Below are 24,510 nucleotides of genomic sequence, written 5' to 3'. Positions count from 1 at the left end.
GTGGAACGCCCCGGCGGCACCTTCGAGACGGTTCCCGGCAAGCGAGGTGAGGTACAGCTAGCTGTACCACGAGTGCGGTGGTCCGGGGTATCGGGCCGGACGCCCGCCGTGCCTAGCATCAATCGACGTGAGATCACCCAGCGCAGTGCGCCTCGAAGCGGTGTCGAAGGAGTACCGGTCGGCGAAGCACGCGGTCCGCGCGCTCGACGCCGTCACCGCCGACTTTCCGCGCGGCACCTTCACCGCCGTCATGGGCCCGTCCGGGTCCGGCAAGAGCACGTTCCTGAACTGCGCGGCCGGGCTCGACCGGCCGACGTCGGGGCGGGTGGTGCTCGGGGACACGGACCTGTCGGGCCGGTCGGAGCACGAGCTGACCGAGCTGCGGCGGGACCGGATCGGGTTCGTGTTCCAGGCGTACAACCTACTGGACGCGCTGAACGTCGAGGACAACGTCACGCTGCCGCTGCGGCTGGGCGACCGCCGCGCCGACCGGGCGTACCTGGGCGAGGTGCTCGCCGCGGTCGGGCTCGGGGAGTACGTCAAGCGGCGGCCCAGCGAGCTCTCCGGCGGCCAGCAGCAGCGGGTCGCGGTCGCCCGGGCGCTCATCACCCGGCCGGAGCTCGTGGTCGCGGACGAGCCGACCGGGGCGCTGGACCTGCGGTCCGGCCGGCAGGTGCTGGGGCTGCTGCGCCAGGTCGTGGACGCCATGGGGCAGACGGTGCTGATGGTCACCCACGACCCGGTCGCCGCGTCGTACGCCGACTCGGTGGTGTTCCTCGCCGACGGCCGGGTCGCGGGCGAGCTGGACCGGCCCACCCCGGAGCAGGTCGCGGCGCGCATGACGCACCTGGGCGAATGGTGATCCGCCGCCTCCGCCGCCTCCGGCGCCTGTCGCTGGCCTGGAGCACCGTCAAGGGGCGCAAGGGCGGGTTCGCCGGCTCCTTCATCGCGATCGTGGCCGGCTCGGCGGTCATCACCGCCTGCGGGGTACTGCTGGAGTCCGGGCTCGGCACCGGTGTGACCCCCGAGCGGTACGCGGGGGCGTCGGTGGTTCTCGGCGCGGAGCAGTCGTTCCGGCTGGACGAGTCCTCCGAGGTCCGCTACAGCGAGCGCGTCACGCTCGCCGCCGACCGGGTCGCCGCTGTCGCCGCGGTGCCCGGCGTCCGGTCCGCCGTCGGCGACGTCGGCGTCGAGGTCGGTGTGCTCGGCCCGGACGGCGCGGTGGTCGGCGGGCCGGGCGGCTTCCCGGTGCTCGGGCACGGCTGGTCGGCGGCGGCGCTCGCGCCGTTCCGGATGCGTGAGGGCCGCGTGCCCGCCGGTGCCGGCGAGGTCGTCCTCGACGCCGCTCTCGCCGCGCGCGGCCGCGTGGCGCCCGGGGCCACGGTGCGGCTCGTGACCGGCTCGATCCCGGTGTCGTACCTCGTGGTGGGCATCGCCGCCGCGCCCGGCAACGGGCTGCGGCGGCAGTCCGCCGTCTTCTTCACCGACGGGCAGGCGGCCGCGCTGACCGGCCGCCCGGACCGGGTGGACGCCATCGGGGTGCTCGCCGAGCCCGGCGCCGACCCGCGGGAGCTGGCCGGGCGCATCACCGCCGCGGTGCCGGGCGTGGTGGCCCACACCGGCGCGGGGCGCGGCGACGCGGAGTTCCTGGACGTGGGCGACGCGCGGAGCCTGGTGGTCGAGACGGCGGCGTCGTTCGGCGGCACGATGGTGCTGATCGTGGTGTTCGTCGTGGCGAGCACCCTGGCGCTGTCGGTACAGCAGCGCCGGCGCGAACTGGCGCTGCTGCGCGCCATCGGGGCGACGCCGCGGCAGGTCCGGGGCATGATCGGCGCCGAGATGACCCTGGTCTCGGTGGCGGGCGCGGTGGCCGGGGCGGTCCCCGGCGTGCTGCTCGCGTTCGCGATGCGCGGCGTGTTCGTCCTCGCGGGCGCGATGCCCCCGGATTTCCGGCTGCACGCCGGGCCGTGGCCCGTCCTCGCCGCGCTGGTGCTGTGCCTGGTCAGCGGCCGCGGCGCCGGGTGGCTGGTCGCGCGCCGGGTGGCCCGGGTCAGCCCGGTCGAGGCGCTCGGGGACGCCGCCGTCGAGCCGAAGCGGCTCGGCCGGGTCCGGCTGGTCGTCGGCGTCCTGCTCCTCCCGCTCGGGCTGCTGCTGGCCCTCGGCGACGTGGCCGCGCCGGGCGACTCGGCCGCCGACACCGCGGGCAGCGCGGTGCTGTTGTTCGTCGTGGCGCTCGGGTGCCTCGGACCCGTGCTGCTGCGGGGCGCCGTCGCGCTGTTCGGCGGGCTGCTGAACCGGCGCTCCACGGCCGGCGGCTTCCTGGCCCAGGCGAGCGCGCGGGCCGGCGCCCGCCGGCTCAGCGCGGCCACCACCCCGCTGGCCATGGGCGTGACCCTGGCGGCCGTGCAGGTGTTCGCCGCCTCGACCACGATCGCGGGGGCGCGGCAGCAGTTCGAGGACGGGCTGCGGGCCGACCAGGTGCTGACCGCGGCGGCCGGCGGCGGGGTGTCCCCGGCCGTCGCCGACGCCGTGCGCGGCGTGCCCGGGGTGGCCGTGGTGACGCCGGTGGCCCGGACGCAGGTGCTGCTGACGTTCCCGTCCGAGGACAGCACCGCGACCAAGGCCTTCGCGGCGCAGGGGGTGGCGCCCGAACGGCTCGCCGAGACCATGGACCTCGGCGTGACCCGGGGCGACCTCGCGCAGCTGCGGGGGGAAGCCGTGGCGCTGAGCCGGACCGCCGCCCGGACGGTCGGCGCGCGGCTCGGCGGGACGGTCGATCTGCGGCTCGGCGACGGCACCGCGATCCAGCCGCGGGTGGTGGCGATCTACGAGCACGGCCTCGGCTTCGGGGACGTCGTCCTGCCCAACGACCTCGTCGTGGCCCACACCACCGCCCGGGCCGACGCCGCGGTGCTGATCCGGTCCGCGGCCGGGGCCGACCCGCAGGCGCTGCGCGCCGCCGTCGAGCGGTACCCGACGGTCTGGATGGGCGGCCCGGAGGCGTTCCTCGCCGCGCCCGGGGCCGGCGGGTCCGGCGACTGGGCCCTCAACCTGCTGTTCCAGACGGTACTGCTGGGCTACATCGCCATCGCCGTGGTGAACACCCTGGTCATGGCGACGGCGGCGCGGGTCCGCGAGTTCGCGGCGCTGCGGCTCATCGGCGCCGGCCCGGGCCAGGTGCGCGCGATGATGGACGGCGAGGCCCGGATCGTGGTCTTCACCGCGCTGCTCTTCGGCCTGCTGGCGACGGCGGCGCCGCTGGCCGGCATCAGCCGCGGGCTGACGGGGTCGCCGGTGCCGAGCATCTCCCTCGCCGGGCTCGCCGCGATCGTGGCGGTCACCGTCGCGCTGGCGTGGGGCGCGACCCGGATGGCCACGCGGCACGCCCTGCGCTCATCGGCCCGCGGCGTTTAGGTAGGCCAGGACGGCGAGGACGCGGCGGTGGCCGCTGTCGGTCACGGCCAGGCCGAGCTTGGCGAAGATGTTGCCGATGTGCTTGTGCACGGCGTTGTCGCTGATGACCAGCCGCTCGGCGATGGCGTTGTTGTCGAGGCCCTGCGCCATCAGGCCGAGGACCTCGCGCTCGCGGGGCGTGAGGGCGGCGATCGGGTCGCCGGCGCGCAGCACGAGCTGGGCGATGACCTCGGGGTCCATCGCGGTGCCACCGGCGGCGACGCGGCGCAGCGCGTCGAGGAACCCGTCGACCCGGCTGACCCGGTCCTTGAGGAGGTAGCCGACGCCGCCGCCGGCGGTGGCGAGCAGCTCGGCGGCGTACTGCTGCTCGACGTACTGGGACAGCACCAGTACGGGCAGGCCAGGGTGCTCCCGGCGGGCCTGCAGGGCGGCGCGGATGCCCTCGTCACGGAACGACGGCGGCAGCCGGACGTCGACGATCGTGACGTCGGGCCGGTGCTCCCGCACGGCGGCGAGGAACCCGTCGGCGTCGTCGGCGACGGCCGCGATCTGGAAGCCGGCCCGGCCCAGCAGCAGCTCCAGCCCGGTGGACAGCAGCACGTTGTCCTCGGCGATCACTACCCGCACGGCAGCTCCAGCGTGATGGTCGTCGGGCCGCCGGCCGGGCTGTCGACGGCGACGGTGCCGTCGATGGCGAGCACGCGGCGGCGGATCCCGGCCAGGCCGGTGCCCCGCCGGTCGTCGGCGCCGCCGCTGCCGTCGTCGGTGACCACGACCGACAGCCGGTCCGCCGTGCGGCCGACCCGCACCCCGGCCGCGGTCGCCTCGCTGTGCTTGGCGACGTTGGTGAGCGCCTCGGCGACCGCGAAGTACACGACGGCCTCCACGGCCGCCGGCACCCGCTCGAGGTCGCCGAGATCCAGCCGGACCGGCACGCCGCAGCGGGTGGTCACGGCGGTCAGCGCCCCGGCGAGCCCCCGGTCGGCGAGGATCGGCGGGTAGACGGTCCGGATCACCTCCCGCAGTTCGGTCATGGCTTCTTCGGTACCTTCATGAGCGTCCCGGAGCAGCTCTTCCACGAGCTTGTCGTCCCGCGGGTGCTCGGCGAACGCCTGCCGGGCCACGGCCAGCCGCATCGCGATGGCGACCAGGCGGGCCTGGGTGCCGTCGTGCAGGTCCCGTTCGATCCGGCGCAGCTCCGCGCCGTGCGCGTCGAGCACGTCGGCGCGGGTCCGGGTCAGCTCGGCGACGCGCTCGGCGAGCCGCTCGTCCGCCGGGTACGCCAGCACGGCCAGGCCGATCCGGGCGTGCGCGCGGGCCAGCGGCGGGAACGCCAGGTACGCGACCGCGGCGAGCAGGACGATCTGCAGCGGGCCGAGGGTCAGCGCGGTCGCCCAGCCGGGCACCGCGACGTCGATGAACAGCCGCGGCCGCTCCGGCGGCGTGAACGCCCACCACAGCGGGGTCGCGATCAGGGCGACCACGATGTTGCCCGCGCACAGCAGCGCGGGCAGGCCGAACGCGAGCCCGCACACCACGTGCACCGGAAGCCAGAGCAGGGCGCGGGAGGTGGCCGGGAGCACTCCCGGCGGGGCCGGGGGCGTGCCGAGCAGCCGGCCCGCACGGTCGCGGTGCCGTCGCGCCCACAGCCGGGCGAGCCGCGGGTGCCACAGCAGCGGCAGCCCGAGCACCGTGGCGACGCCGGAGAGCAGCGAGCCCAGCAGATAGACCCCGCCGCGCCATGCCTGCTGCGTACCCGCCACGGCTCCGAGTCTGCCCGATGGCGGCGGCGGCCGGTCACCGGGGACGGATGAGCAAGATCACGGCGTAGCTCGGCTCCCCCGAAGTAGGTGGGCCGGCCGCTACCGTGGAGGGTGGCGGTACCGCCGCCGGGGCGATCGGATGGCGGTGTGTTGTCGCATCTCGGCCTGCGCGCGCGGATGGCCGTCTCCTATGTGCTCGTGTCGGCCGCGGCGGTCGTCCTCGTGGAGGTCGTGCTGCTCGCGGTGATGCTGCCGCGGGTGTGGGGCGCCGACCGGGCCGCGCGCGACGCCCAGGACCGGGCCGCGCAGGCCGAGCAGGCCCAGGCGCAGCTGACGGCCCGGACGCTTGCGCGCGACCTCGCCGCCGCGGTCGCCAAGACGGTCACCGTGAGCGGGCCGGCCGGCGGCGACGGAGCGGCGGTCGCGGGCTTCGCGCGGTACACCTCCGGCGGTGAGGTGCCCGCCGGCGAGCGGCTCGTGCAGGTGCTCGCCGACGCCGGCGGCCGGGTGCTCGCGGCCGCCCCCGCCGACGCGTTCCGGCCGGGCGCGGACCTGCCCGGGGCCGCCCGCACCGGCGCGTCCGGCGACGGCCGCGCCGGCGACCAGGACCGGGCCGTCTACTGGGCCGCGGTCCCGATCGAGCTCGCCGAGGCCGAGGGCGGGGAGGCGCACGTGATCGGCATCGCGTACGTCGAGGTGGAGCTCCGGGCCGCGCCCGCCGGCGGCACGGCGCCGGGCCACACGGTCGCCTCGCTCGTCCTGCCCGGCGTCGCCGTCCTCGTGCTGCTGGTGCCGGTCGGGGCGCTGTTCGGGCTGCTGAGCACCGGCCGGCTCATCCGGCGCATCCAGCGGCTGTCGGACGGCACGGCGGCGATGGCCGGCGGCGACCTGCGGGCGCGGATCCCGGTCTCCGGCGGCGACGAGGTCGGGCGGCTGGAGGAGGCGTTCAACACCATGGCCGAGCGCCTCGACGCCGCCCTCGCCGAGCAGCGCGCCGCCGCGGGGGCGGAGGCCCGGCGGGCCGAACGCGGCCGGATCGCGCGGGAGCTGCACGACTCGATCTCGCAGGACCTGTTCTCGGTGAGCCTGATCGCCGGCGGGCTGCGCAAGGCCCTCTCCCCGGGCACGGTGCCGCAGGAGCAGGCCGAGTCGATGGAGCGGTCGCTGGCCCGCACGATGCGCGAGATGCGGGCGCTGCTGCTGGAGCTGCGCCCCGTCCGGCTGGAGGACGCCGGGCTCGGGGCCGCGCTGCAGGAGCTGTGCCGGGCCTACGAGCTGCGGCTCGCGATCCCGGTCACCGCCGTCCTTGAGCCGGTCGCGCTCGACGCGGCGGCCGAGCACGCGGTGCTGCGGGTCGTGCAGGAGGCGCTCGGCAACGCCGTGCGCCACGGCGAGCCGGCCGCGATCGAGGTGCGGCTCGCGGCGGGCGACGGCGGCGTGGAGGTGACGGTGCGCGACGACGGCCGCGGCTTCGACCCGGGCGGCGCCGGCGACCGGCACGGGATGGGCCTGGAGCTGATGCGCGAGCGCCTGGACGAGGTCGGCGGCGCGGTGGAGATCGACAGCGGGCCGGGGCGCGGCACGACGGTGCGGGTGACGCTGCCTTCGCCGTGACGGCGGTCAGGGGGTCCAGGCGGAGCGCACGGCGTCGTCGAGGGTGTGGCCGGCCCGCCAGCCGAGCTCGGCGCCGATGCGGGTCACGTCGGCGACGACCGCCGCCGGGTCGCCGGGGCGGGGCGGGCCGGCGGTCCACGGCACCGGGGCGCCGGTCACCCGCTCGACGGCGCCGATGACGTCGAGCACCGAGTGGCCCGCGCCGGTGCCGGCGTTGTAGATGCGGGCGCGCCGGTCGCACGTGACGGCGGCCGCGGCGGCCAGGTGCGCGGCGGCGATGTCAGCGACGTGGACGTAGTCGCGGATCGCGGTGCCGTCCGCGGTGGGCAGGCCGGTGCCGGTGACCGTGAAGGGCTCGCCGGTGCGGGCGGCGTGCAGGACGCGGGGGAGCAGGTTCGCGGTGCCGCGGTCGGCGAGGTGGGCCGCGGCCGCGCCGACGGCGTTGAAGTAGCGCAGGGCGATCCAGGACACGCCGGGGGAGCTCGCGACCGCGTGCTCGGCGGCGAGCTTGCTGCGGCCGTACGGGTTGAGTGGCCGGGCCGGGGCGTCCTCGCCGACGCCGGCCGGTCCGGGGACGCCGTGGACGGGGAGGCCGTAGACGGCGGCCGAGGAGGAGAACACGAGCCGGGTGACGGCGGCCTCGGCCATGGCGTCGAGGAGCGTCTCGACGACCGTGACGTTCTGCCGGTGGTACCACCGCGGCCGTTCGAAGGATTCCGGGACGGACTTGCTGCCGGCCAGGTGCATGACGCCCGTGACCCGGTGCCGGCGCAGCACGTCGCGGATCGTGGCCGGGTCGCCGGCGTCGCCGAGCAGGAACGGCACGCCGTCGGGGACGCGGCGGGCGTCGCCGGTGGACAGGTCGTCGAGGACGGCGACCGGCTCGCCCGCGGCCACCAGCGCGGCGGTCACGTGGGCGCCGATGTAGCCGGCGCCGCCGGTCACGAGCCAGGTCATCGCTGGTGCTCGCGGAGGGGGCCGACGGCCAGGCCGTGTTCGCGGGTCCAGCGCAGCAGGGCCGGGAGGGCGGCGGCGGTGCGCCGCCACGAGCCGGGGGCGGAGGTGATGTCGGTGTCGTGCAGCAGGACCGTGCCGCCGCCGGAGAGGCGCCGGGTCACCGTCCGCAGGATCGAGTCCGGGGTGGCGCGGGCCTCCCAGTCGCGGCCCCACGCCGTCCACAGCACCGGGGTCAGGCCGAGGCGGCGGCTGGCCCGCAGGCCGGCGAGGGTGAAGACGCCGTACGGCGGGCGGTACCACCGCGGCGTCTGCCCGGTGACGGTGGCGACGAGCATCGTGGCGCGCGTGATGTCGAGGTCGGTGGCGGCCGGGCGGCGGCGCACCAGGCAGCGGTGGTGCCAGCCGTGCACGGCGACCTCGTGGCCGGCGTCGACGAGCTCGCGGCCGAGCTGCGGGTCCTCGGCGAGCATCGAGCCGAGGAGGAAGAACGTGGCCCGGACGTCGTACTCGCGCAGGATGCGCAGGATGTGCGGGGTGGAGCGGCGGTCCGGCCCGTCGTCGAAGGTGAGCGCGACGTGGCCGGGCCGCCCGATGCCCGCCAGCCCCGGCATGTACGCGCGCCGCAGCGGGGTGATCGCGGTGAGCGGCGGCGCGAACGTGGCCGCGAAGTCCATCGCGGCGCTCATCCGGCCAGCTCCAGGATGACGTCCTCGGCCCGCGCCGGGGCGGGGTCGAAGCGCGGGGGTCCGGTCATGGCTCGGCGCAGGCCGCCGGCGAGGCCGGCGCGGTCGCGGATCCACGGCACCCAGCCGATGCGGTCGAGAACCTCGGCGTTGGTGCGGCCGTGCCCGGGGATGCACCGGTACGTGAGCACCGGCAGCCCGGCGGTCAGCGCCTCGAGAGAGGACAGGCCGCCGGCGTTCTGGACCACGACGTCGCAGCCGCGCATGAGGGCGGGCATGTCGTCGACCCAGCCGAGCGTGACCGCGTCGCCCTGGCGCTCGACGCGCCGGCGCAGCCGATCGTTGCGGCCACACACGACGACCGGGACGGCCGCGCCGGTGGCGGCGACGTCCGCGGCCGCCCGCTCGATCGAGCCGACCCCCCAGGCGCCGGCGACGATGAGAGCGCGCGGGTCCCCGGTCCCGTCCGGTCGCGGCGCGGCGCGGAAGCCGGGCCCTACCGCGGGGGCGGTGACCCGGACGTCGGCCGCGCCGAGCTCCTTCGCCTGGCGGGCCGCGTCGTCGTGGAGCCCGATGTGGACGTCGACGCCCGGATGTATCCACAGTGGATGGACGGACAGGTCGGTGAGGTACGTGCAGACCGGCGCGGCGATGCGGCCCTGCGCGCGGAGCCGGCCGAGCGCCTGGCTCGCGAGCGGGTAGGTGGAGACCACCGCCGCCGTGCCGGGGCCGATCGCGTCGAGGAGCGCCTGGTCGGCCAGCGCGGTCAGGCGGGCCGCCGTCCCCGCCCCGGCCCCGGCGGCGGCGAGCAGCCAGCCCCAGGTGCGCGGGGCGGCGGTGAGCTGGCGGTGGTACCCCGCGCGCAGCACCCGGCCGAGCCGGCCCGGCACCAGGTCGACGAAGTCGTGGCGCTCGACCCGGCGGCCGCGGGCGGTCAGGCGCCGGGTCAGCTCCGTGGCCACGCCGTCGTGCCCGGCCCCGAAGCTGGCGGAGACCACCACGATGCGCTGATTCATGCGGCGAATGGTTGGACTACATACCTGAAAGAAGCCTGAACCCGCCCCGCGCCTGTCCGATTCATGTAGATAAGCAATTCAAGATTCGTTCAGGTGCCGCCGGGTAACGTCCGACGAAACGGTACCTACAACCTGTCGGAGGTCGGTGTTTTCGTGTCCGTGCTCGACCCGCAGCACCTCATCTCGGCGTTCGGGCTGTTCGGGATTCTCGCGATCGTCTTCGCCGAGTCCGGCCTGCTGATCGGGTTCTTCCTGCCCGGCGACTCGCTGCTGTTCACCACCGGGCTGCTGGTCGCCTCCGGCACGTACCTGCACCAGCCGCTGTGGCTCGTGTGCGGGCTCGTGTCCGTGGCCGCGATCGCCGGCGACCAGGCCGGCTACCTCTTCGGCCGCCGCGTCGGGCCGGCGCTGTTCCGGCGCCCGGACGCGCGGCTGTTCAAGCGGTCCCATCTGACCCGGGCGCAGGAGTTCTTCGAGCGGTACGGCGCCCGCTCGATCGTGCTCGCGCGCTTCGTGCCGGTCGTGCGCACGTTCACGCCGATCGTGGCGGGCGCGAGCCGCATGCACTACCGGACGTTCGTGCTCTACAACGTGGTCGGCGGCGCGCTGTGGTCGTGCGGGGTCACGGTCCTGGGCTATTTCCTGGGCCGGATCGCGTTCGTGCGCGACAACATCGAGCTCATCCTCATCGGGATCGTCGTGCTCTCCGTGGTACCGATCGCGGTCGAGCTGCTGCGCGCCCGCGCCCGGAACCGCTGACCCCGGGGCGGACGAAGGTCAGCAGCACCACCACCGGGGCCACGAACGCGCAGGCCCGGGCCGCCTGCGCCGGCAGTCCCAGCCGGCCGGGCCCGTACGGGCCGGGCGGGCCGGGGTTGAAGCGCAGCGTCGGGGTCAGGTGATGCCAGCGGAACACCTCGAACACCATGAGGACCCAGCTCCCGGCCCACAGGACGAGGCCGATCCAGCGGACCAGGCGCATGTCTCCTCCATCCACGTACGGATGCCCCGACGTTACTCGAACCGGGCGTTGTCGGGCTCGGTCAGCCGGCGCAGCAGCGGCAGCGCCGACAGCACGACCGCCAGCGCGGCGAGCAGGCCCGCGGCGAGCGTGGCGAAGTACCCGGGGCCGGGCCACATGAGCCCGTGCGCGCCCGGCAGCAGTGTATGCGTGACCGACGCGGCCGTGCCCGCGCCCGCCGTGAGCGCGACCGCCGCGGCGAGGGCCAGCGGCACCACCGACTCGAGCAGTACCACCCGCAGCAGGACGGGCGCGGGGGTGCCGGCCACGCGCAGCAGCGTGAAGGGGCGGCGGCGCTCGACGAGGCCGCCGCCGACCGCGACGGCCAGGCTGCACCCGGCGACGAGCAGCGTCACCGCGACCACGGCCAGGGCGGCCCGCTGGACCTGCCGGTAGAGGGCCTCGCGCAGCCGGATGCTCTCGCCGATCGTCTTCGGCGCGCTGGTGGCGCCGGCCTGCGCGGTGTACCCGCCGAGCAGCGTCCGGACCCGTTCGAGGGTCGCCGGGCTCGCCGTGCGCACCAGCAGCGCCTCCAGCGGCTGGGCGGCCGGGTCCGTGGCGTACACCGGGGTGTCGTCGCCGGCGAACGGCAGCGGCAGCGCGGCCACGTTGTCGTGGCTGAGGAGCAGCCCGAACTCCGGGCGGATGGCCGGCACGCCCGCCGGGCACCGGCCCAGCGCCGGGAACGGGGCCAGGTCGGCGCAGGCGATCGCCGCCTCGGTCGGGCCGCAGGCGTGCCCGCTCACGCAGGCGTACCCGGTCAGCTGCCGCTCGGGGGCGTACAGCGGCAGCACCGCGACGCCCGGCAGGCTCCGCAGCCGGGTCACCAGCGCCCGCCCGTCGTCGGGCGCGAGCCCCGGCACCGCGCTGTGGCCGTCGGGGTCCGGCTCGGCCACGAACGACACCCGCAGCACCTCGTCGAGCGTGCCGCCGCCGGCCGCGTGCAGGCCGGCGCCGATCGCGGGGACGACGCAGGCGATGACCGTGCCGACGTACACGGCCAGGACGAGGCCGCCCACCGACCGGAACGCGGCCTTCGGGTCGTCGGCGAGGCGCCGGGCCGACAGCAGCGCCGGGGCGCGCCGGGCCAGCCGGGCCACGAGGCGCGCGCCCCGGCCGGTCAGCCACGGTCCGGCGAGGACGAGGCCGAGCATGGTGAGCACGAGCCCGAGCAGGGCCAGGGGCAGCGCGGCGCCGCTCGGGCCGGTGGCGAAGCCCGCGGCCGGCGGGCGCGCCGGCTGCCGGTCGAGCACCACGGGTACCGCCGCAAAAAGCATCAGACCCACGAGCAGCGGGGCCAGGCGCCACGCCGACGGCGCCGGGGGTGTGACCCGGCGGCTGACCCCGAGGGGCGACATCCGCACCCGGCGCAGCGACAGGACGGCGGCGAGCGCGGCCGCCAGCGGAATGCCGGCCGCGACGGCGGCGTACTGGGCCGGGCTCGGCGCGACCAGCCGGCCGAAGTACGGGGGCCCGTCCAGCGCCAGCCGGGCGATCACCGGCCGCAGCGGCTGGAACAGGATCAGGCCGCCGAGCGTTCCCGCGGCCGCGCCCAGGAGCGCCTCCACCGAGGCGATGACGCCGACCTGCCGCGTGGTCGCGCCGACGAGCCGGAACGCGGCGAAGCGCTCCTCCCGGCGGGCCGCGGCCAGGCGCGTCGCGGTGCCGATGAGCGTGAGCAGGGGGAAGAGCAGGCCGGCGGCGACCATGCCGAGGCCGTACCGGTAGAGGCCGGTGGTGCCGTCGACGTGCGAGCGGGTCGAGAGGGCGTCCACCACCTGCGTGCCCGGCCGCGCGGCGAGGTCGCCGGGCGCGTGGCCGACGATGACGACCAGATCGCCGGGGCGGGTCAGGCCGCGGTCGCCGATCGTGCCGGCGAGCGTGCCCGGGAAGCGGTCGGCCAGCTCGTCGGGCGGTGTCGCGGCCAGGAGACGGGCCAGCGCGGGGGAGGCGTAGTACTCGCCGGGGGCGGGCATCCGGGCCAGGCCCGGCACCACCGGCGCGTCCGGCGCCGACACGGCGACGTCGAGGCGCTGCACGACCCGGCCGGCGTAGTAGTCCTCGCTGTAGTGCCACAGCTCGGGGCCGGACGCCGTCGCCGGGCGGCCGGTCGTGCACTGCCAGCACTGCGTGCCGGCGGTGGCCTGGAAGGCGTTGAGCTCGGCGAGGACGCCGAGCAGGACGGTGACGCCGGCGGCCACGGCGGCCGCGACCAGTACCAGGCGGATGAGGGCCTCCCGGCCGCTGCGCAGCGCGAGCCGCGCGCCGAGGCGGAGCATCATCATCGGCCGGCCTGCGCCTCGTTCGCCGCGTGCACCAGGCCGTCGCGCACGACGACGCGCCGGTCGGCGTACCCGGCGACGTGGCCGTCGTGGGTCACCAGCAGGACCGTGACGCCCTCCTCGCGGGCGAGGCCGACGAGCACGTCCATCACCGCGTCGCCGGTGGCCGAGTCCAGCGAGCCGGTCGGCTCGTCGGCGAACAGCACGCGCGGGCGGATCGCCAGCGCGCGGGCGATGGCGACCCGCTGCGCCTGGCCGCCGGACAGCTCGCCGGTGCGGCGGCCGCCGAGCCCGCCGAGCCCGAGCCGCTCCAGCCAGCCCGCCGCCGTCGCGTACGCGGTGCCGCGGCGGACCTTGTTCAGCAGCAGCGGCAGGGCGATGTTGTCGGCGACGGTCAGCTCCGGCACCAGCTGGCCGAACTGGAACACGAACCCGAACGCGGTGCGCCGCAGCATCGTGCGGGCCGGCTCGGGCAGCGTGTCGAGCCGCCGCCCGTCGTAGTACACCTCGCCCCGGTCGGGCCGGAAGATGCCCGACAGGCAGTGCAGCAGGGTCGACTTGCCGGAGCCGCTGGGCCCCGTCACGGCGAGGATCTCGCCCGCCGCCGCGGCGATGTTCGCGCCGCGCAGGGCCGGTGTCGTGCCGAACGCCCGGGCGACGTCGCGGGCCTCGATCATGCTCATGCCCCGGAGGCTATGGGCCGCGCCCGGTGCCGCGCGTCGATCTGCGCTACGAAATCGGGCGGTCCGTCGGTACGACGATGCAGCGGCGTCATACCGGGGATGTACGACTCGGGGTCCGCGCGCGCTGCCGGACGGACGATGCCCCGGCCGGGCCGGTTTGCAAGACTGGTCCGGTGGGCCTGGCGACGATCCGCGAACGACTGCACACCGGCGCGGTGACCCCGCCGGCGCTGTCGCGCTGGGCGGTCGTCGCCGACGTCGTGATCGCGGCGGCGCTGGCGGGCGGGGCGTTCGTCGGCTTCGGCGCGCAGGTCGGCGGCGTCGGGCGGGTGACGGTGACCGGGGACCCGATCCCGCCCCCGCCGATCCCGCCCGGGGCGACCGGCGCGCCCGACCGGCTCGTGCCGTACTTCCCGTCGATGGCGTGGCCCCAGGTGCTGCTGTGGGGGCTGCTGGTCGCGCTGGCCACGCTGCCCCTGGCGGCCCGCCGGCGGTACCCGCTCGCGGTCTTCTGGGTGGTGCTGCTGGCGGTGCTGATGTACCATCGCTCGCCCGGCTTCGGCGACCCGCTGTTCACGTTCGCGGCGTGCGTCGTCGCCGCGTACAGCGCGGTGATGCACAGTCCGTACCGCGTCCCCGCCGCGGTCAGCGTCCTGCTCGGCGGCGTCGTGCTGGTGCTGCACCGCGGCAGCCTGCCGATCAACCAGCCCGCCCTGCTGCTCGTCCTGATCCTGGTGCCGGTCGGGCTGGCCGCCAACGCGGTGTACGCCCTGCAGCAGCGGGTGCGGCTGGCCGAGGGGCAGCGGGAGGCCGAGGCCGCGCTGGCCGTGCAGCGCGAGCGGGCGCGCATCGCCCAGGAGCTGCACGACGTCGTCACCCACAACGTCAGCGTCATGGTGGTGCAGGCGGTCGCGGCCCGGCGGGTGCTGAAGCTGGCCCCGGACAAGGCCGAGGAGGCGCTGGCGGCGATCGAGTCCGGCGGCCGCGCCGCGATGAACGAGCTGCGCCACGTCATGGGGCTGCTGACGATGGAGGACGAGCCGGGGGCCGACGAGCCGGAGGTCGAGCCGCCCTCGCCGGGCCTGGACCGGGTGCCGGCGCTGGTCGCCCGGGTCCGCGCCGCCGGCACGCCCGTCGAGGTCACCGTCCGCGGCGATCCGCGGCCGCTGCCGGCGGGGATCGACCTCGCCGCGTACCGCGTCGTCCAGGAGGCGCTCACGAACGCCGTGAAGCACGCGGCCGGCGCCGCGGTGCGCATCGTCATCGAGCATGCGCCGGCGGCGGTGCGGGTCGAGGCCACCGACGGCGGTGGCCCGCCCGGCCCGTCGGCGCCGGCCGGCAACGGCCGCGGGCTCATCGGGCTGCGGGAACGGCTGGCCGTGTACAGCGGCACCCTGGAGCACGGGCCGCGGGACGGCGGCGGCTACCAGGTGCGGGCGACGATCCCGGTGGAGCGCCCATGACCGGTCCGGAGCGAAGCGGAGGGGCCGGGCATCAGCTAGCTCAGTTTGACGGTCAGGCCGCCGACGAGCGAAGCGAGGAGGGGGCGTGACCGCGCCCGGCCCGCTGCGCGTGGTGATCGCCGACGACCAGGCGCTGGTCCGCACCGGGTTCGCGCTGATCCTCGGCGCGGACGGGATCGAGGTCGTCGCGGAGGCGGCCGACGGCGCGGAAGCCGTCGACGCGGTGCGCCGGACCCGCCCCGATGTCGTACTGATGGATGTCCGGATGCCCGGCATGGACGGGCTCGAGGCCACGCGCCGCATCCTCACCGGCCACCCGGACCCGCCGCGGATCATCATCCTGACGACGTTCGACCTGGACCGGTACGTGTATGCGGCGCTCAGCGCGGGCGCGAGCGGGTTCCTGCTCAAGGACGCCAGCGCGGGCCGGCTCGTCGCGGCGGTGCGCACCGTCCAGGCCGGCGACGCGCTGCTGGCCCCGAGCGTCACCCGCCGCCTGGTGGAGCGCTTCGCCCGGCACCAGGACGCTGCCGTGCCGCACCGCGACCTGTCCGCGCTGACCCCGCGGGAGCTGGACATTCTCCGGCTCATCGCCCGGGGCCTGAGCAACACCGAGCTGGCGGCGCGCCTGCAGATCGGCGAGACGACGGTGAAGACGCACGTCACCCGGGTCCTGGGCAAGCTCGGCGTCCGGGACCGCGCGCAGGCCATCATCGCCGCCTACGAGACCGGCCTGGTCGTTCCCGGCTCCGATAATCTGTCCGGGTGAGCGCGGAGCGGCGGGCCTGGGGCTCGCTCGAGTCGGACGTCATGGCGGTGCTGTGGGCCGCCGCCGGTCCGTTGCCGCCGGTGCAGGTGCAGCGGGAGCTCGGCCGCGGCCTGGCGTACAACACCGTCCAGACCATCCTCACCCGGCTGCTGGAGAAGGGACTGGCGCGGCGGCGGGCCAACCTCAACGGCGGCCGCGGCTACGAGTACTTCCCGGCCGAGGACCGCGAGGCCGCGGCGGCCCGGCGGATGCGGGCGGCGCTCGACGGCCCCGGCGACCGGCAGGCGGTGCTGCGCCAGTTCACCGCCGGCCTGGAGCCCGCCGACGCCGACCTGCTGCGGGCGCTCCTGCAGGACGGCCCGGCGTGACCTGGCTCGTCCAGGTTCCGCTGCTCCTGCCGATGCTGCTGCTGCCGGGGGTACTGCGGCCGCTGGCCCGCCGCGCCGCCCGGTCCGGGCGCCCCGAGCGGGCCGCCCGCGCGCTCGCGATCGGCGCGCTGGTCACCGCGGCCTGCAGCGCGGTGTGCCTCGTCCTCGTCGCCGCGACGCTGGCCGACGACCTGCCGGCGCTGGAGCGGTACGCGCACCTGTCCGGCGCCGGCGGCCGCCCGCTGCCCGAGCCCGTCCCGGACCCGGTCGCGGTCGCCGCGGCGCTGCTGCTGGGCTGGGCCGGGGGCCGGCTCACCGTGCGGCTGCGCCATCGCCTCGCCGTGGCCCGCGACCTGCACGCCGCCGGGCGCGCCGACGGCGGCCTGCTCGTCGCCGACTGGGACAGCCCGCGCGCGGTCGCCGTGCCGCCCGGCCGGGGCCGCCGCGGCCACGTGCTGGTGACCAGCGGCATGCTGCGCCTGCTCGACGCGCGCGAGCGGGCCGTGCTGTTCGCGCACGAGCGGGCGCACCTGCGCCGCGGCCATCACCGCACGGCGGCGCTCGCGGCGGTGGCGACGGCCGTCAACCCGCTGCTGGGGCCGGTCGAGTCCGCCGTCGGGCTGCTGGTGGAGCGCAGCGCCGACGAGGAGGCGGCCCGGGCGGTCGGGGATCGGCGGCTCGTCGCCCGGACGATCGCGAAGGTGGCGCTGGCCGCGCACGGGCCGGGGGTGGGGCTCGGCTTCGACGGCTCCAGCACGGTGCGGCGGGTGGAGGCCCTGGTGCGGCCCGGGTCCGCGGGGCGGCGGGGCGGGGGTCCGGCGGTCACCGGGTCGTCGGTGGTGGCGGGGCTGGCGCTCGCGGTGACGGTTGCGGCGGTGGTGGAGTTCGCCGAGCTCCTCCGCGCGTGGCTGCCGGTGGGCTGAGTCAGCGGGCCGGGCCGCGCAGGTCCTGGCCGGCGTGCAGGGCGACCGCGGCGAGGGCGGCCAGCACCGTGGTCACCAGAAGCCCGCCAGCGAGTAGGCACTGCGCGGCGGCGAGGGCGGTCCCCGCGCCGACGAGCAGGAGCGCCGCCCGCAGCCGGCGGCGGGTCGGCACGATGCCGAGCCGCAGGACCCGGGCGACGAGGGTGCACAGCCGCACCGCGATGAACGCCAGGGTGGCCCAGTAGTACGCGAGGAGCAGCACGGCGGCGAACCCGGCCGGCCGGTCCACCAGGCCGCTGTTGGCCAGCGCGATCAGGGCGAGGCCGCCCGCCGTGGGGGCCGCCATGGTCCGCACCGACGCGGCGGCGATCCCCGGCAGCGCCCGAAGGCGGGGCAGTGGCGCGGCGAGGAGGGCTCCGGCGAGGATCGGGGCCAGCCACCAGGCGCCCGCCGGGGCGGACGCCCGCAGCAGCAGGGCGACCGCGGCGACCACGGCGAACAGTGCCGCCGCGAGCACCCGGCGGGTCTGCCCGGCCGTGGTCTCCGGCCAGTCGCTCGGGTGCAGCCAGAGCCGCAGGGCCCCGCCGATCGCGTCGGCCCAGGAGCGGGCGCCGCGCTCGTCGATCTCGCGGCCGATCTCGTCGCCCCAGCGCTCCCGGACCGGGGGCGGGTACAGCGCCACGATGAGATCGGGGGCGGTCATGCGGGGTCCACTCCCAGGGCGCGCAGCCCGGCCCGGGCGACGCGGGCGAGCTGCTCCAGCTCCGCGCGCAGCGTGTCCCGGCCGACGTCGGTGATGCGCATGGTCCGCTGCCGGTCCGGCGCGGCGTCGTCGGCGACCGGCTCGATCAGGCCGCGGGCCTCCAGCCGGGCCAGCGCCCCGTACAGGCTGCCGGGCCCGAGCCGCCGGCCGGTGAGCTCCTCGATTGCGGTGTTGATGGCGTAGCCGTGCCGCGGGCCGTCCGCGAGCACGGTGAGCACGACCATCTGCGCGTCGGTGCTGTGCACGACCCCACCTTACTACACGTCGAGTACTACTTGCCATGTACTACGAGGCGCGTACTATGACCGACCATGAAGCTGATATGGGCGGTGCTGGCGCTCGGGGCGGCGTTCGAGGCGATGACGGTCCTCGCCACCCAGGACAAGGCCGTGCGGGCCGCCAGCCCGTGGCAGGACGATCCCCCCGACGTCTTCGTGTCGTTCGCGCTCTTCGCCGTGCCGATGCTCGCGCTGGCCATCCTCGTGCGGCTCGTGGCCCGTCGGGCTCCGAGCGGCCCCGGCCGCGAGGGGCCGACCGCCCGCGCGGCCGGCGCCCTGACCGCGGTCGTCGGCGGCACCCTCGCCGCCGAGTGGGCCGCCGTCGCCACCCGCGCGCACGCCCCGGCCTGGAACGGATCGACCACGGTCCTGATCGTCGGCCTCGCCGTGCTGTCGTTCGCGACCGTCGCGGCCGCGACGGCGCTGTGGCGGCGCCGGGCCCCGCGCGGCGCCGCGCGGCCCGACTGGCTCGGCGACGTCCCGCTCCTCGGCCCCGAACGCGCCGAGTGGGTCCGCGCGCACGCCACCGCCGTGTTCGTGACCCTGAGCCTGCTCGCCGCGGCCGCCGTCATCGGCGCCCAGGCGATCGGCGAGGGCTGGACGAACCCGCTGCTCATCGCCTGGGCGCTGCTCGTCGAGACGGCCATGAACTTCGCCTTCTGCGTCGTGGCCAACGCCGTCGCCGGGTTCATCGCCCGGCCCGCCCGCTCCCGCCGGGCCCGCGTGGCCGAGGCCGCCGTCCTGGCCGGCGCCGCCGGTCTCGTGCTGATGACCGCGTTCCGGGACCCGGTGTGGACGGCGGTCGCCGCCGGCCCGGTCGGCTCGGTGCCGCTGCTCGTCGCGCTGACCGTCGGGGCCGGGCTGGCCGCGGCGGCGGTCACCGCGGCCGTCATGGTGCGCAGGACCGCCGCATGATCCGGGTCGAGTCGCTGTCGAAACGCTATGGCCGCCGTACCGCCGTCGACCGGCTCAGCTTCACGGTCGAGCCCGGGCAGGTCTGCGCGCTGCTCGGGCCGAACGGGGCCGGGAAGACGTCCACGATGCGCGTGCTGGTGGGCCTGTCCACGCCGAGCGAGGGCCGCGCCGAGATCCTCGGGGAGCCGGTCGGGCTCGGCGCCGGCGTGCTGCGCCGCGTCGGGGTGCTCATCGACGGCCCGGCGTTCGTCCCGCACCTGACCGGCCGGGCCAACCTGCGGCTGCTGTGGTCGGCGACCCGCCGCGCGTGGCCGCCGCCCGCCCTGGACGAGGCCCTCGCGCTGGCCGGGCTCGGCGGGCACCTGGAGCGGAGGGTGCAGCGGTACTCGATGGGCATGCGGCAGCGGCTGATCCTCGCCCAGGCGCTGATGCGCGACCCCGAGGTGCTCATCCTCGACGAGCCGGCGAACGGCCTCGACCCGGCCGAGGTCCGCGCCCTGCGCGAGCACCTCGCCACCCTCGCCGGCCGGGGCGCCGCGGTACTCGTGTCGAGCCATCAGCTGGCCGAGGTGCAGCAGGTCGCCACCCACGTCGTCGTCATGGACCACGGCCGGCTCGTCACCGCCGGCCCCCTCGCGGCCCTGCTCGGCGACGGCGGCGCCTACCGCATCCGGGTCGACGCCGTCGGCACCGCGGCCGGCCTCCTGCGCGCGGTGCCCGGCGTGACCGGCGTCGCGCTCGACGGCGGCGAGGTCGTCGTCACCGCCCCCGGCGTGCCGGCCGGCGACCTGGTCCACGCGCTCGTCACCGGCGGCGTCCGGGTCGCCGAGGCCCGCCGGGCCGGCCGGTCGCTCGAGGACGTCTTCCTGGCCATCACCGAAGGGACCGCCGATGCTGCGGGTTGAGCTCACCACCCAGCTCCTGCGACTGCGTACCCTCATCGCGTTCGCCGCCCTCGCGGCCCTGCCCGTCGTCGCCGGGCTGGCCACCGCCTCGTCGGCCGGGAAGCGGCTCAACGGCCAGGACGGGCTGTTCGGCGCCGCACCGTACTCGGCCCTGAACCACGCCATGGCGAGCCTCGAGTTCACCGGCCCACTGCTGCTGCCGATCGTGGTGGCGATGCTCGCCGCCGCCATCGGGTCGGCCGATCGGGACTGGGGAATCCTGCGGTACCTCTACGTCGCCCCGGTCACCCGCGGCCGCCTGCTGGCCGGCCAGCTCGCCGCGGTCGTGATCGCCACCGCCGCCGCGGTCGCCTCGGTCTTCGCCGCGGGCGTCGTCACCGGGCTGGCCGTCTTCGGCTGGCACCCGTTCCACGTCGTCGGCGCCGCGAACCTGTCGACCGGCGCCGCGCTCGGGCGCGTCCTGGCCGCGTGCGGCTATCTCACGCTGTGCCTGCTCGGCATCGCCGCGATCGCGTTCGCCCTCGGCCTGCTCCTGCCCCGCGGCGCGGAGGCGGTCGCGGTGGCGATCGCCTTCGTGGTGGTGGCCAGCATCCTCAACGGCCAGGCGACCTCGCGCGGCGGGCTCCTGCACGCCGTCGCGGTGGCGCTGCCCGTGCACTACTGGCAGGACTGGCCGGCGCTGTTCGACCCGTCCGCCCCGGCGCACCTGGGCCCGGGCGCGGCGGTCCAGCTCGCCACCGTCGCCATCGCGGCCGGGGTCGCCGCCCTCGTCCTGCGGCGGCGGGACCCTGCCGCGTGAGGCTCTTACGAAACTCTTAACCGGCGCTCGTCGAACCTCTTAGCGCCGCGGCCGAGAGTGATCGGCGTGAGACGGTACTGGCGAACCGCACTGCTCGTCGTGGGCGTCGTGGTGGCCGCGCTGGAGCTGCGCGGCCACCTGCCCTCCCTGCCGGAGACGGGGCGGGCCCTGCGCACCGCCGGCCTCGGCTGGCTCGCGGCCGCCGCCGGGCTGGCGCTGCTGGCGATGGTGGCGTTCTCCGAGCAGCAGCGGCACCTGCTGGCCGCGTTCGCGGTGCGGATGGGGCCCGCGTCCTCGCTCGGGCTCACCTACACCCGCTCGGCGATGGCGGCCGCCCTGCCGGCCGGGTCGGCGGTCTCGGCCGGGTACGCCTTCGGCCGTTTCCGCGCCCGCGGCGCCCCCCGCGCGGTCGCGGCGGCCGTGATGCTGCTGTCCGGCGCGGCCTCGCTCGCGGGCCTGGCGCTGCTGTACGCCGGCAACCTGCTCGTCCTCGCCCGCCCGTCCGTCGCCACGCTCGGCATCGTCACGGCCGCGGCCGCCCTCGCGGTCCTCGTCGTCCTCCACGCCCGGGCCGTGCGCCGCGCCGGCGGCCCCGCCGCGGTCCTCGAGCCCGGCGTCGCCGCCGACGCCGGCCGGCTCGCCCGGGCCCGGGCCACGCTGCAGCACACGCTCGTCCTCGCCGGCACCGTACCCACCGGCCGCTGGCTGGCCGTTCTCGCGCTGGCCGTCCTGAACTGGCTCGCCGACGTCGCCACCCTCGTGTGCACCGTGCGCGCCGCCGGGCTGACCGTGCCCGCGACGACGATCGCGACCGGGTACCTGCTGGCCCAGCTGATCCGCCAGATCCCCGCGACGCCGGGCGGCATCGGCGTCATCGAGGCGAGCCTGCTGGTCGCCCTCACCGCGGCGGGCGCGCCGGCCGCTCCGGCCGCGGCGGCGGTGCTGCTGTACCGCATCCTGTCGTGCTGGATCGACCTGCCGATCGGCCTGGCCTGCTGGCGCTCGGCCAAGGCCCCCGCCGCCGGGCCCCGCCTCGTCGCGGCCGCCGGCTGAGGCGCATTCAACCCACTCTCAGCACCGCGGCACCAGAATCGGCGCCGGCTTCCCGCGCCGCATAGAAAGGGCCTCACCGTGCTGGTGTCCAGCCACCTGCTGTCGGAGATGCAGGCCCTGGCCGACGACGTGGTCATCATCGCCGCCGGGAAGCTGCTGCGGCAGGGCCCGGTCGTCGAGGTGCTCGGCGGCGACGCACGGGTGCACGCCCGCACGCCGGAGCCGGAGAAGCTCGGGGCGGCGCTGCGCCTGCTCGGGGCCGGCGTCACCGCGGACGGCCCGAACCGGCTGCGGGTCACGGGCATGGCCGCCGAGGCGGTCGGCGACGCGGCCCTGGCCGCCGGGGTCGCCCTGCACCAGCTCGCCACCGACCAGCCCGACCTCGAGGACGTGTTCCTCGACCTGACCCAGGCGAAGGCGGCCATCCGATGACGCGTCTCGTCCGCGCGGAGCTGTTCAAGCTGCGCACCACCAGCCTGTGGTGGCTCTTCGCCGCCGCCACGGTCCTCAGCACCGGCATCATGCTCGCGATCGACCTGGTCCAGGCGCACGAGCTGCTGCAGCCCTTCGACCGGTTCGTCGCCCTGCACGCGCACGGCCGGGACGTGGCGCAGATGCCGCCGCAGTTCCTCAACCGGCTGCGCGGCGAGTGGGAGCTGGGCCACAGCGCGGTCACCCAGGCCGCCACGATCTTCACCGCCGGGCAGCTCATCGGGGTGCTGCTGGCCTGCCTGCTCGGCGTCGTGCTCATCACCGGCGAGTTCCACCAGCAGACCGCCACCACCACGTTCCTGTTCACCCCGCACCGCAGCGCGGTGATCGCGGCCAAGCTCATCACCGCGGTCATCGTCGCGGCCGCGTCCTGGCTCGCCTCGACCGTGCTCGCGCTGGCCGCCGGGGCGATCTTCCTCGGCAACGAGGGCTACGGCACGCAGCTGGGCCAATGGGGCGTCGTCCGCGCGATCCTGCTCAACCTGGCCGCCTACGCGATCTGGGCGGTGTTCGGGATCGGCTTCGGCGCGCTCATCCGCAGCCAGCTCACCGCGACGGTCGCCGCAACCGTGCTGTACCTCGTCGGCGCCGCCGCCGCGAGCGGCGTGTTCGACCTGCTGTACACCTACGTCATCAAGAAGGACTGGATCCTGACCGCCCAGGTCGTCGTCCCGTCGGTGGCGTCGGCCGTCATGATCTCGCCGACGAAGACCTTCGACCAGAGCCCGCCCCAGTGGGTCGGGGCCGCCGTGCTGCTCGGCTACGGCGTCGTGACGGCGCTGGCGGGAACCTCCCTGTTGCGCCGCCGCGACATCTCCTGACCGGTTCAGCGCAGGGTGAGCCACGCCAGGCTGAGCAGGCCCGCGCCGATGCAGTACCACGCGAACGGCGTCAGCGTGCGGCGCTCGAAGTACCGCGTCAGGAACCGCACCGCCACATAGGCGGCGGCGAATGAGGCCACGCTCCCGGCCAGCACCTGGCCGTGGATGCCGGCGCCGAGCGGGCCGAACAGGTCCGGCAGCTTCAGCACGCCCGCGGCGAGGATGACGGGGGTGGCGAGCAGGAAGGAGAAGCGGGCCGCGTCCTCGTGCGACAGGCCCTTGAGCAGGCCCGCGCCCATGGTCGCGCCGGACCGGCTGATGCCGGGCAGCAGGGCCAGGATCTGGGCGCAGCCGATCTGCAGGGCGCGGGCGAACGACCCGGACGCGAGACGGTCGTCCGGGTCGCCGGTGGTGCGGTCCGCGGCCGGCGCGGCGCGGCGGAGCCGTTCGGCGCCGAGCAGGACGATGCCGTTGACGGCGAGGAAGGCGGCCGCGGGCGCGGGGCGGCCCAGCACCGTGCGGAACGTGTGCTCCAGGAGCAGTCCGGTGACGCCCACCGGGATGGTGGCCACGATGATCATCCACGCGAGGCGCTCCTCCGGGGTGACGATCCGGCGGTACCGCAGCGACGTCGCGAACCCGGCGAGGATGCGCAGCCAGTCCCGCCAGAAGAACACCAGCAGCGCGAGCGCCGTGGCCACGTGCAGGCCCACCACGAACGCCAGATACGGCGACTCGGGCGCGGACACGCTCAGGTCGCGGGCCCAGCGGCCGCCGATCAGCGCGGGCAGCAGGACGCTGTGGCCCAGGCTCGACACCGGGAACAGCTCGGTCACCCCCTGCAGGAGGCCGACGACGATCGCTTCCGGGTACGTCAACAGGTGCATGATCCGCGATGCTGACCGCGCGATGCTGAGAGCAGCTTGAATTCAGGCCCCGTTCAGGAGCGCGGCCGTAGCGTCGGGCCGGTGAGGAGGCTTGCGGAGCGGATTCGGCAGCGGCTCGGGGTGCGTATGCGCTCGGCGCTCGCCGCGTCCGCCGTCGTCGCGGTCGCGTCCGTGCTGACCGGGGTCGCGTTCGTGGTCGCCGCGCGGGTCATCCTCACCGGCAACGTCGACCAGAGCGCCGGCGACCGCGCCGCGCAGGTCGCCGGGGCGGTCGACGACGAGGCGGCGCTCGCGGCGGTGATCCAGCCTTCGCTGCGCGACCGTACCGTTGTGCAGGTCCTCGGCCCCGACGGCCGGGTGCTGCGCGCCTCGGCGCTGCTCGCGGGCGCGCCGCCGATCTCGTCCCTGCGCCCGCCGGCCGGTCGGACGCGCCGGGAGCAGCGGCGGCTGCCGGTGGCCCACGACGAGTACTTCCGCATCACCGCGCTGGGCCTGGCCACCGGCACGGTGCTCGTCGGGCAGTCCATCGACGAGATCGACGAAGGCACCGAGGCCGCGGTCGGCGCTCTTGCGGTCGGGTTGCCGTTGTTGACGGTGATCGTGGGTGTCGCGACGTTCTTGTTCGTGGGGCGGTCGTTGCG

At 76.4% G+C, this 24,510-nt stretch carries 23 protein-coding genes and 2 pseudogenes; 15 read left to right on the top strand and 10 right to left on the bottom strand.

Annotation, left to right across the window (positions count from 1 at the left end; all coding sequences use genetic code 11):
• Positions 1–127 precede the first annotated feature (127 nt).
• Positions 128–862 (top strand): ABC transporter ATP-binding protein, encoded by a 735-nt coding sequence (locus AB0B76_RS53505; protein ID WP_360392394.1) that lies wholly within the window; start codon positions 128–130, stop codon positions 860–862.
• Positions 856–3,414 (top strand): FtsX-like permease family protein, encoded by a 2,559-nt coding sequence (locus tag AB0B76_RS53500; protein WP_360392392.1) that lies wholly within the window; start codon positions 856–858, stop codon positions 3,412–3,414. Before AB0B76_RS53505 ends, AB0B76_RS53500 begins: the two co-directional genes overlap by 7 nt.
• Here AB0B76_RS53500 and AB0B76_RS53495 read toward each other — a convergent pair.
• Both AB0B76_RS53495 and AB0B76_RS53490 read right to left on the bottom strand, forming a co-directional pair.
• The gene (locus AB0B76_RS53495; RefSeq protein WP_360392390.1) at positions 3,394–4,041 is read right to left on the bottom strand and encodes a response regulator transcription factor; all 648 of its coding nucleotides are present in this window, start codon (positions 4,039–4,041) and stop codon (positions 3,394–3,396) included. The two genes, AB0B76_RS53500 and AB0B76_RS53495, sit on opposite strands and share 21 nt — an antisense overlap.
• Positions 4,032–5,177: a histidine kinase gene (locus AB0B76_RS53490; protein WP_360392387.1), complete on the bottom strand. Its 1,146-nt coding sequence runs from the start codon at positions 5,175–5,177 to the stop codon at positions 4,032–4,034. Before AB0B76_RS53490 ends, AB0B76_RS53495 begins: the two co-directional genes overlap by 10 nt.
• 147 nt (positions 5,178–5,324) lie before the next feature.
• On the opposite strand from AB0B76_RS53490, the gene AB0B76_RS53485 reads away from it, so the two are divergent.
• Positions 5,325–6,791 (top strand): ATP-binding protein, encoded by a 1,467-nt coding sequence (locus AB0B76_RS53485; protein WP_360392384.1) that lies wholly within the window; start codon positions 5,325–5,327, stop codon positions 6,789–6,791.
• 6 nt (positions 6,792–6,797) lie between these two features.
• On the opposite strand, the gene galE is transcribed toward AB0B76_RS53485, so the two are convergent.
• The 3 genes from galE to AB0B76_RS53470 are packed head-to-tail and all read right to left on the bottom strand — an operon-like array spanning position 6,798 to position 9,447.
• On the bottom strand, positions 6,798–7,748 hold the full coding sequence (galE, locus tag AB0B76_RS53480) for a UDP-glucose 4-epimerase GalE (RefSeq protein WP_360392380.1): 951 nt from the start codon (positions 7,746–7,748) through the stop codon (positions 6,798–6,800).
• The gene (locus AB0B76_RS53475; RefSeq protein ID WP_360392377.1) at positions 7,745–8,434 is read right to left on the bottom strand and encodes a polysaccharide deacetylase family protein; all 690 of its coding nucleotides are present in this window, start codon (positions 8,432–8,434) and stop codon (positions 7,745–7,747) included. The genes galE and AB0B76_RS53475 overlap by 4 nt, the downstream gene beginning before the upstream one ends.
• Positions 8,431–9,447: a glycosyltransferase gene (locus tag AB0B76_RS53470; RefSeq protein ID WP_360392375.1), complete on the bottom strand. Its 1,017-nt coding sequence runs from the start codon at positions 9,445–9,447 to the stop codon at positions 8,431–8,433. Before AB0B76_RS53470 ends, AB0B76_RS53475 begins: the two co-directional genes overlap by 4 nt.
• Before the next feature lie 153 nt (positions 9,448–9,600).
• On the opposite strand from AB0B76_RS53470, the gene AB0B76_RS53465 reads away from it, so the two are divergent.
• On the top strand, positions 9,601–10,206 hold the full coding sequence (locus AB0B76_RS53465; RefSeq protein WP_360392372.1) for a VTT domain-containing protein: 606 nt from the start codon (positions 9,601–9,603) through the stop codon (positions 10,204–10,206).
• A gap of 255 nt (positions 10,207–10,461) precedes the next feature.
• Here the strand turns inward: AB0B76_RS53465 and AB0B76_RS53460 are convergent, their stop codons facing one another.
• Both AB0B76_RS53460 and AB0B76_RS53455 read right to left on the bottom strand, forming a co-directional pair.
• Positions 10,462–12,753, bottom strand: coding sequence for an FtsX-like permease family protein (locus AB0B76_RS53460; protein ID WP_360392369.1), 2,292 nt, complete (start codon positions 12,751–12,753; stop codon positions 10,462–10,464).
• Positions 12,750–13,433, bottom strand: coding sequence for an ABC transporter ATP-binding protein (locus tag AB0B76_RS53455; RefSeq protein WP_360392366.1), 684 nt, complete (start codon positions 13,431–13,433; stop codon positions 12,750–12,752). Before AB0B76_RS53455 ends, AB0B76_RS53460 begins: the two co-directional genes overlap by 4 nt.
• Positions 13,434–13,606: 173 nt before the next feature.
• On the opposite strand from AB0B76_RS53455, the gene AB0B76_RS53450 reads away from it, so the two are divergent.
• From AB0B76_RS53450 to AB0B76_RS53435, 4 genes are all read left to right on the top strand, one after another.
• A complete protein-coding gene (locus AB0B76_RS53450; RefSeq protein WP_360392363.1) occupies positions 13,607–14,896 on the top strand; it encodes a histidine kinase in 1,290 nt (429 codons plus the stop codon).
• Between the two features lie 85 nt (positions 14,897–14,981).
• Positions 14,982–15,665, top strand: coding sequence for a response regulator transcription factor (locus AB0B76_RS53445; protein ID WP_360392360.1), 684 nt, complete (start codon positions 14,982–14,984; stop codon positions 15,663–15,665).
• On the top strand, positions 15,662–16,033 hold the full coding sequence (locus AB0B76_RS53440) for a BlaI/MecI/CopY family transcriptional regulator (protein WP_360392358.1): 372 nt from the start codon (positions 15,662–15,664) through the stop codon (positions 16,031–16,033). The genes AB0B76_RS53445 and AB0B76_RS53440 overlap by 4 nt, the downstream gene beginning before the upstream one ends.
• The gene (locus AB0B76_RS53435; RefSeq protein ID WP_360392355.1) at positions 16,030–16,956 is read left to right on the top strand and encodes a M56 family metallopeptidase; all 927 of its coding nucleotides are present in this window, start codon (positions 16,030–16,032) and stop codon (positions 16,954–16,956) included. The genes AB0B76_RS53440 and AB0B76_RS53435 overlap by 4 nt, the downstream gene beginning before the upstream one ends.
• A 1-nt stretch (position 16,957) precedes the next feature.
• Here AB0B76_RS53435 and AB0B76_RS53430 read toward each other — a convergent pair whose 3' ends face one another.
• A complete protein-coding gene (locus AB0B76_RS53430) occupies positions 16,958–17,659 on the bottom strand; it encodes a hypothetical protein (protein WP_360392352.1) in 702 nt (233 codons plus the stop codon).
• Positions 17,656–17,964, bottom strand: coding sequence for a helix-turn-helix transcriptional regulator (locus AB0B76_RS53425; protein ID WP_360392349.1), 309 nt, complete (start codon positions 17,962–17,964; stop codon positions 17,656–17,658). The genes AB0B76_RS53430 and AB0B76_RS53425 overlap by 4 nt, the downstream gene beginning before the upstream one ends.
• 66 nt (positions 17,965–18,030) lie before the next feature.
• Here AB0B76_RS53425 and AB0B76_RS53420 point away from each other — a divergent pair, with 66 nt between their 5' ends.
• The 6 genes and pseudogenes from AB0B76_RS53420 to AB0B76_RS53395 all read left to right on the top strand — a co-directional run bounded on the left by AB0B76_RS53420 (position 18,031) and on the right by AB0B76_RS53395 (position 22,982).
• A complete protein-coding gene (locus AB0B76_RS53420) occupies positions 18,031–18,912 on the top strand; it encodes a hypothetical protein (RefSeq protein WP_360392347.1) in 882 nt (293 codons plus the stop codon).
• The gene (locus AB0B76_RS53415) at positions 18,909–19,817 is read left to right on the top strand and encodes an ATP-binding cassette domain-containing protein (protein WP_360392344.1); all 909 of its coding nucleotides are present in this window, start codon (positions 18,909–18,911) and stop codon (positions 19,815–19,817) included. Before AB0B76_RS53420 ends, AB0B76_RS53415 begins: the two co-directional genes overlap by 4 nt.
• Positions 19,804–20,616, top strand: a complete 813-nt coding sequence (locus tag AB0B76_RS53410; RefSeq protein WP_360392341.1) for an ABC transporter permease — start codon at positions 19,804–19,806, stop codon at positions 20,614–20,616. The genes AB0B76_RS53415 and AB0B76_RS53410 overlap by 14 nt, the downstream gene beginning before the upstream one ends.
• A 66-nt stretch (positions 20,617–20,682) precedes the next feature.
• Complete coding sequence (locus tag AB0B76_RS53405; protein WP_360392338.1) at positions 20,683–21,669, top strand: flippase-like domain-containing protein; 987 nt, start codon at positions 20,683–20,685, stop codon at positions 21,667–21,669.
• A gap of 66 nt (positions 21,670–21,735) precedes the next feature.
• A pseudogene (locus AB0B76_RS53400) lies at positions 21,736–22,101 on the top strand (ABC transporter ATP-binding protein); the annotation flags it as partial.
• Entirely contained in the window at positions 22,098–22,982 is an 885-nt protein-coding gene (locus AB0B76_RS53395; RefSeq protein ID WP_360392336.1) for an ABC transporter permease, read from the top strand. The pseudogene AB0B76_RS53400 and the gene AB0B76_RS53395, both read left to right, overlap by 4 nt.
• A 5-nt stretch (positions 22,983–22,987) precedes the next feature.
• Here AB0B76_RS53395 and AB0B76_RS53390 read toward each other — a convergent pair whose 3' ends face one another.
• A complete protein-coding gene (locus AB0B76_RS53390; protein ID WP_360392333.1) occupies positions 22,988–23,869 on the bottom strand; it encodes an undecaprenyl-diphosphate phosphatase in 882 nt (293 codons plus the stop codon).
• A gap of 81 nt (positions 23,870–23,950) precedes the next feature.
• Here AB0B76_RS53390 and AB0B76_RS53385 point away from each other — a divergent pair.
• Positions 23,951–24,510 (top strand): annotated as a pseudogene (locus tag AB0B76_RS53385) (sensor histidine kinase); the annotation flags it as partial.

Source organism: Dactylosporangium sp. NPDC049140 (genome assembly GCF_040648435.1).
Note: the sequence above shows the minus strand (reverse complement) of the source record. Positions and strands in the feature narration are given on the sequence as shown.

Excerpts from the sequence above, each read along its gene's own strand:
- AB0B76_RS53410 (WP_360392341.1), top strand. The coding sequence starts at position 19,804 with ATGCTGCGGGTTGAGCTCACCACCCAGCTCCTGCGACTGCGTACCCTC.
- AB0B76_RS53500 (WP_360392392.1), top strand. The coding sequence starts at position 856 with ATGGTGATCCGCCGCCTCCGCCGCCTCCGGCGCCTGTCGCTGGCCTGG.
- AB0B76_RS53395 (WP_360392336.1), top strand. The coding sequence starts at position 22,098 with ATGACGCGTCTCGTCCGCGCGGAGCTGTTCAAGCTGCGCACCACCAGC.
- AB0B76_RS53430 (WP_360392352.1), bottom strand. The coding sequence starts at position 17,659 with ATGACCGCCCCCGATCTCATCGTGGCGCTGTACCCGCCCCCGGTCCGG.
- galE (WP_360392380.1), bottom strand. The coding sequence starts at position 7,748 with ATGACCTGGCTCGTGACCGGCGGCGCCGGCTACATCGGCGCCCACGTG.
- AB0B76_RS53415 (WP_360392344.1), top strand. The coding sequence starts at position 18,909 with ATGATCCGGGTCGAGTCGCTGTCGAAACGCTATGGCCGCCGTACCGCC.
- AB0B76_RS53390 (WP_360392333.1), bottom strand. The coding sequence starts at position 23,869 with ATGCACCTGTTGACGTACCCGGAAGCGATCGTCGTCGGCCTCCTGCAG.
- AB0B76_RS53455 (WP_360392366.1), bottom strand. The coding sequence starts at position 13,433 with ATGAGCATGATCGAGGCCCGCGACGTCGCCCGGGCGTTCGGCACGACA.
- AB0B76_RS53420 (WP_360392347.1), top strand. The coding sequence starts at position 18,031 with ATGAAGCTGATATGGGCGGTGCTGGCGCTCGGGGCGGCGTTCGAGGCG.
- AB0B76_RS53475 (WP_360392377.1), bottom strand. The coding sequence starts at position 8,434 with ATGAGCGCCGCGATGGACTTCGCGGCCACGTTCGCGCCGCCGCTCACC.
- AB0B76_RS53460 (WP_360392369.1), bottom strand. The coding sequence starts at position 12,753 with ATGATGATGCTCCGCCTCGGCGCGCGGCTCGCGCTGCGCAGCGGCCGG.
- AB0B76_RS53470 (WP_360392375.1), bottom strand. The coding sequence starts at position 9,447 with ATGAATCAGCGCATCGTGGTGGTCTCCGCCAGCTTCGGGGCCGGGCAC.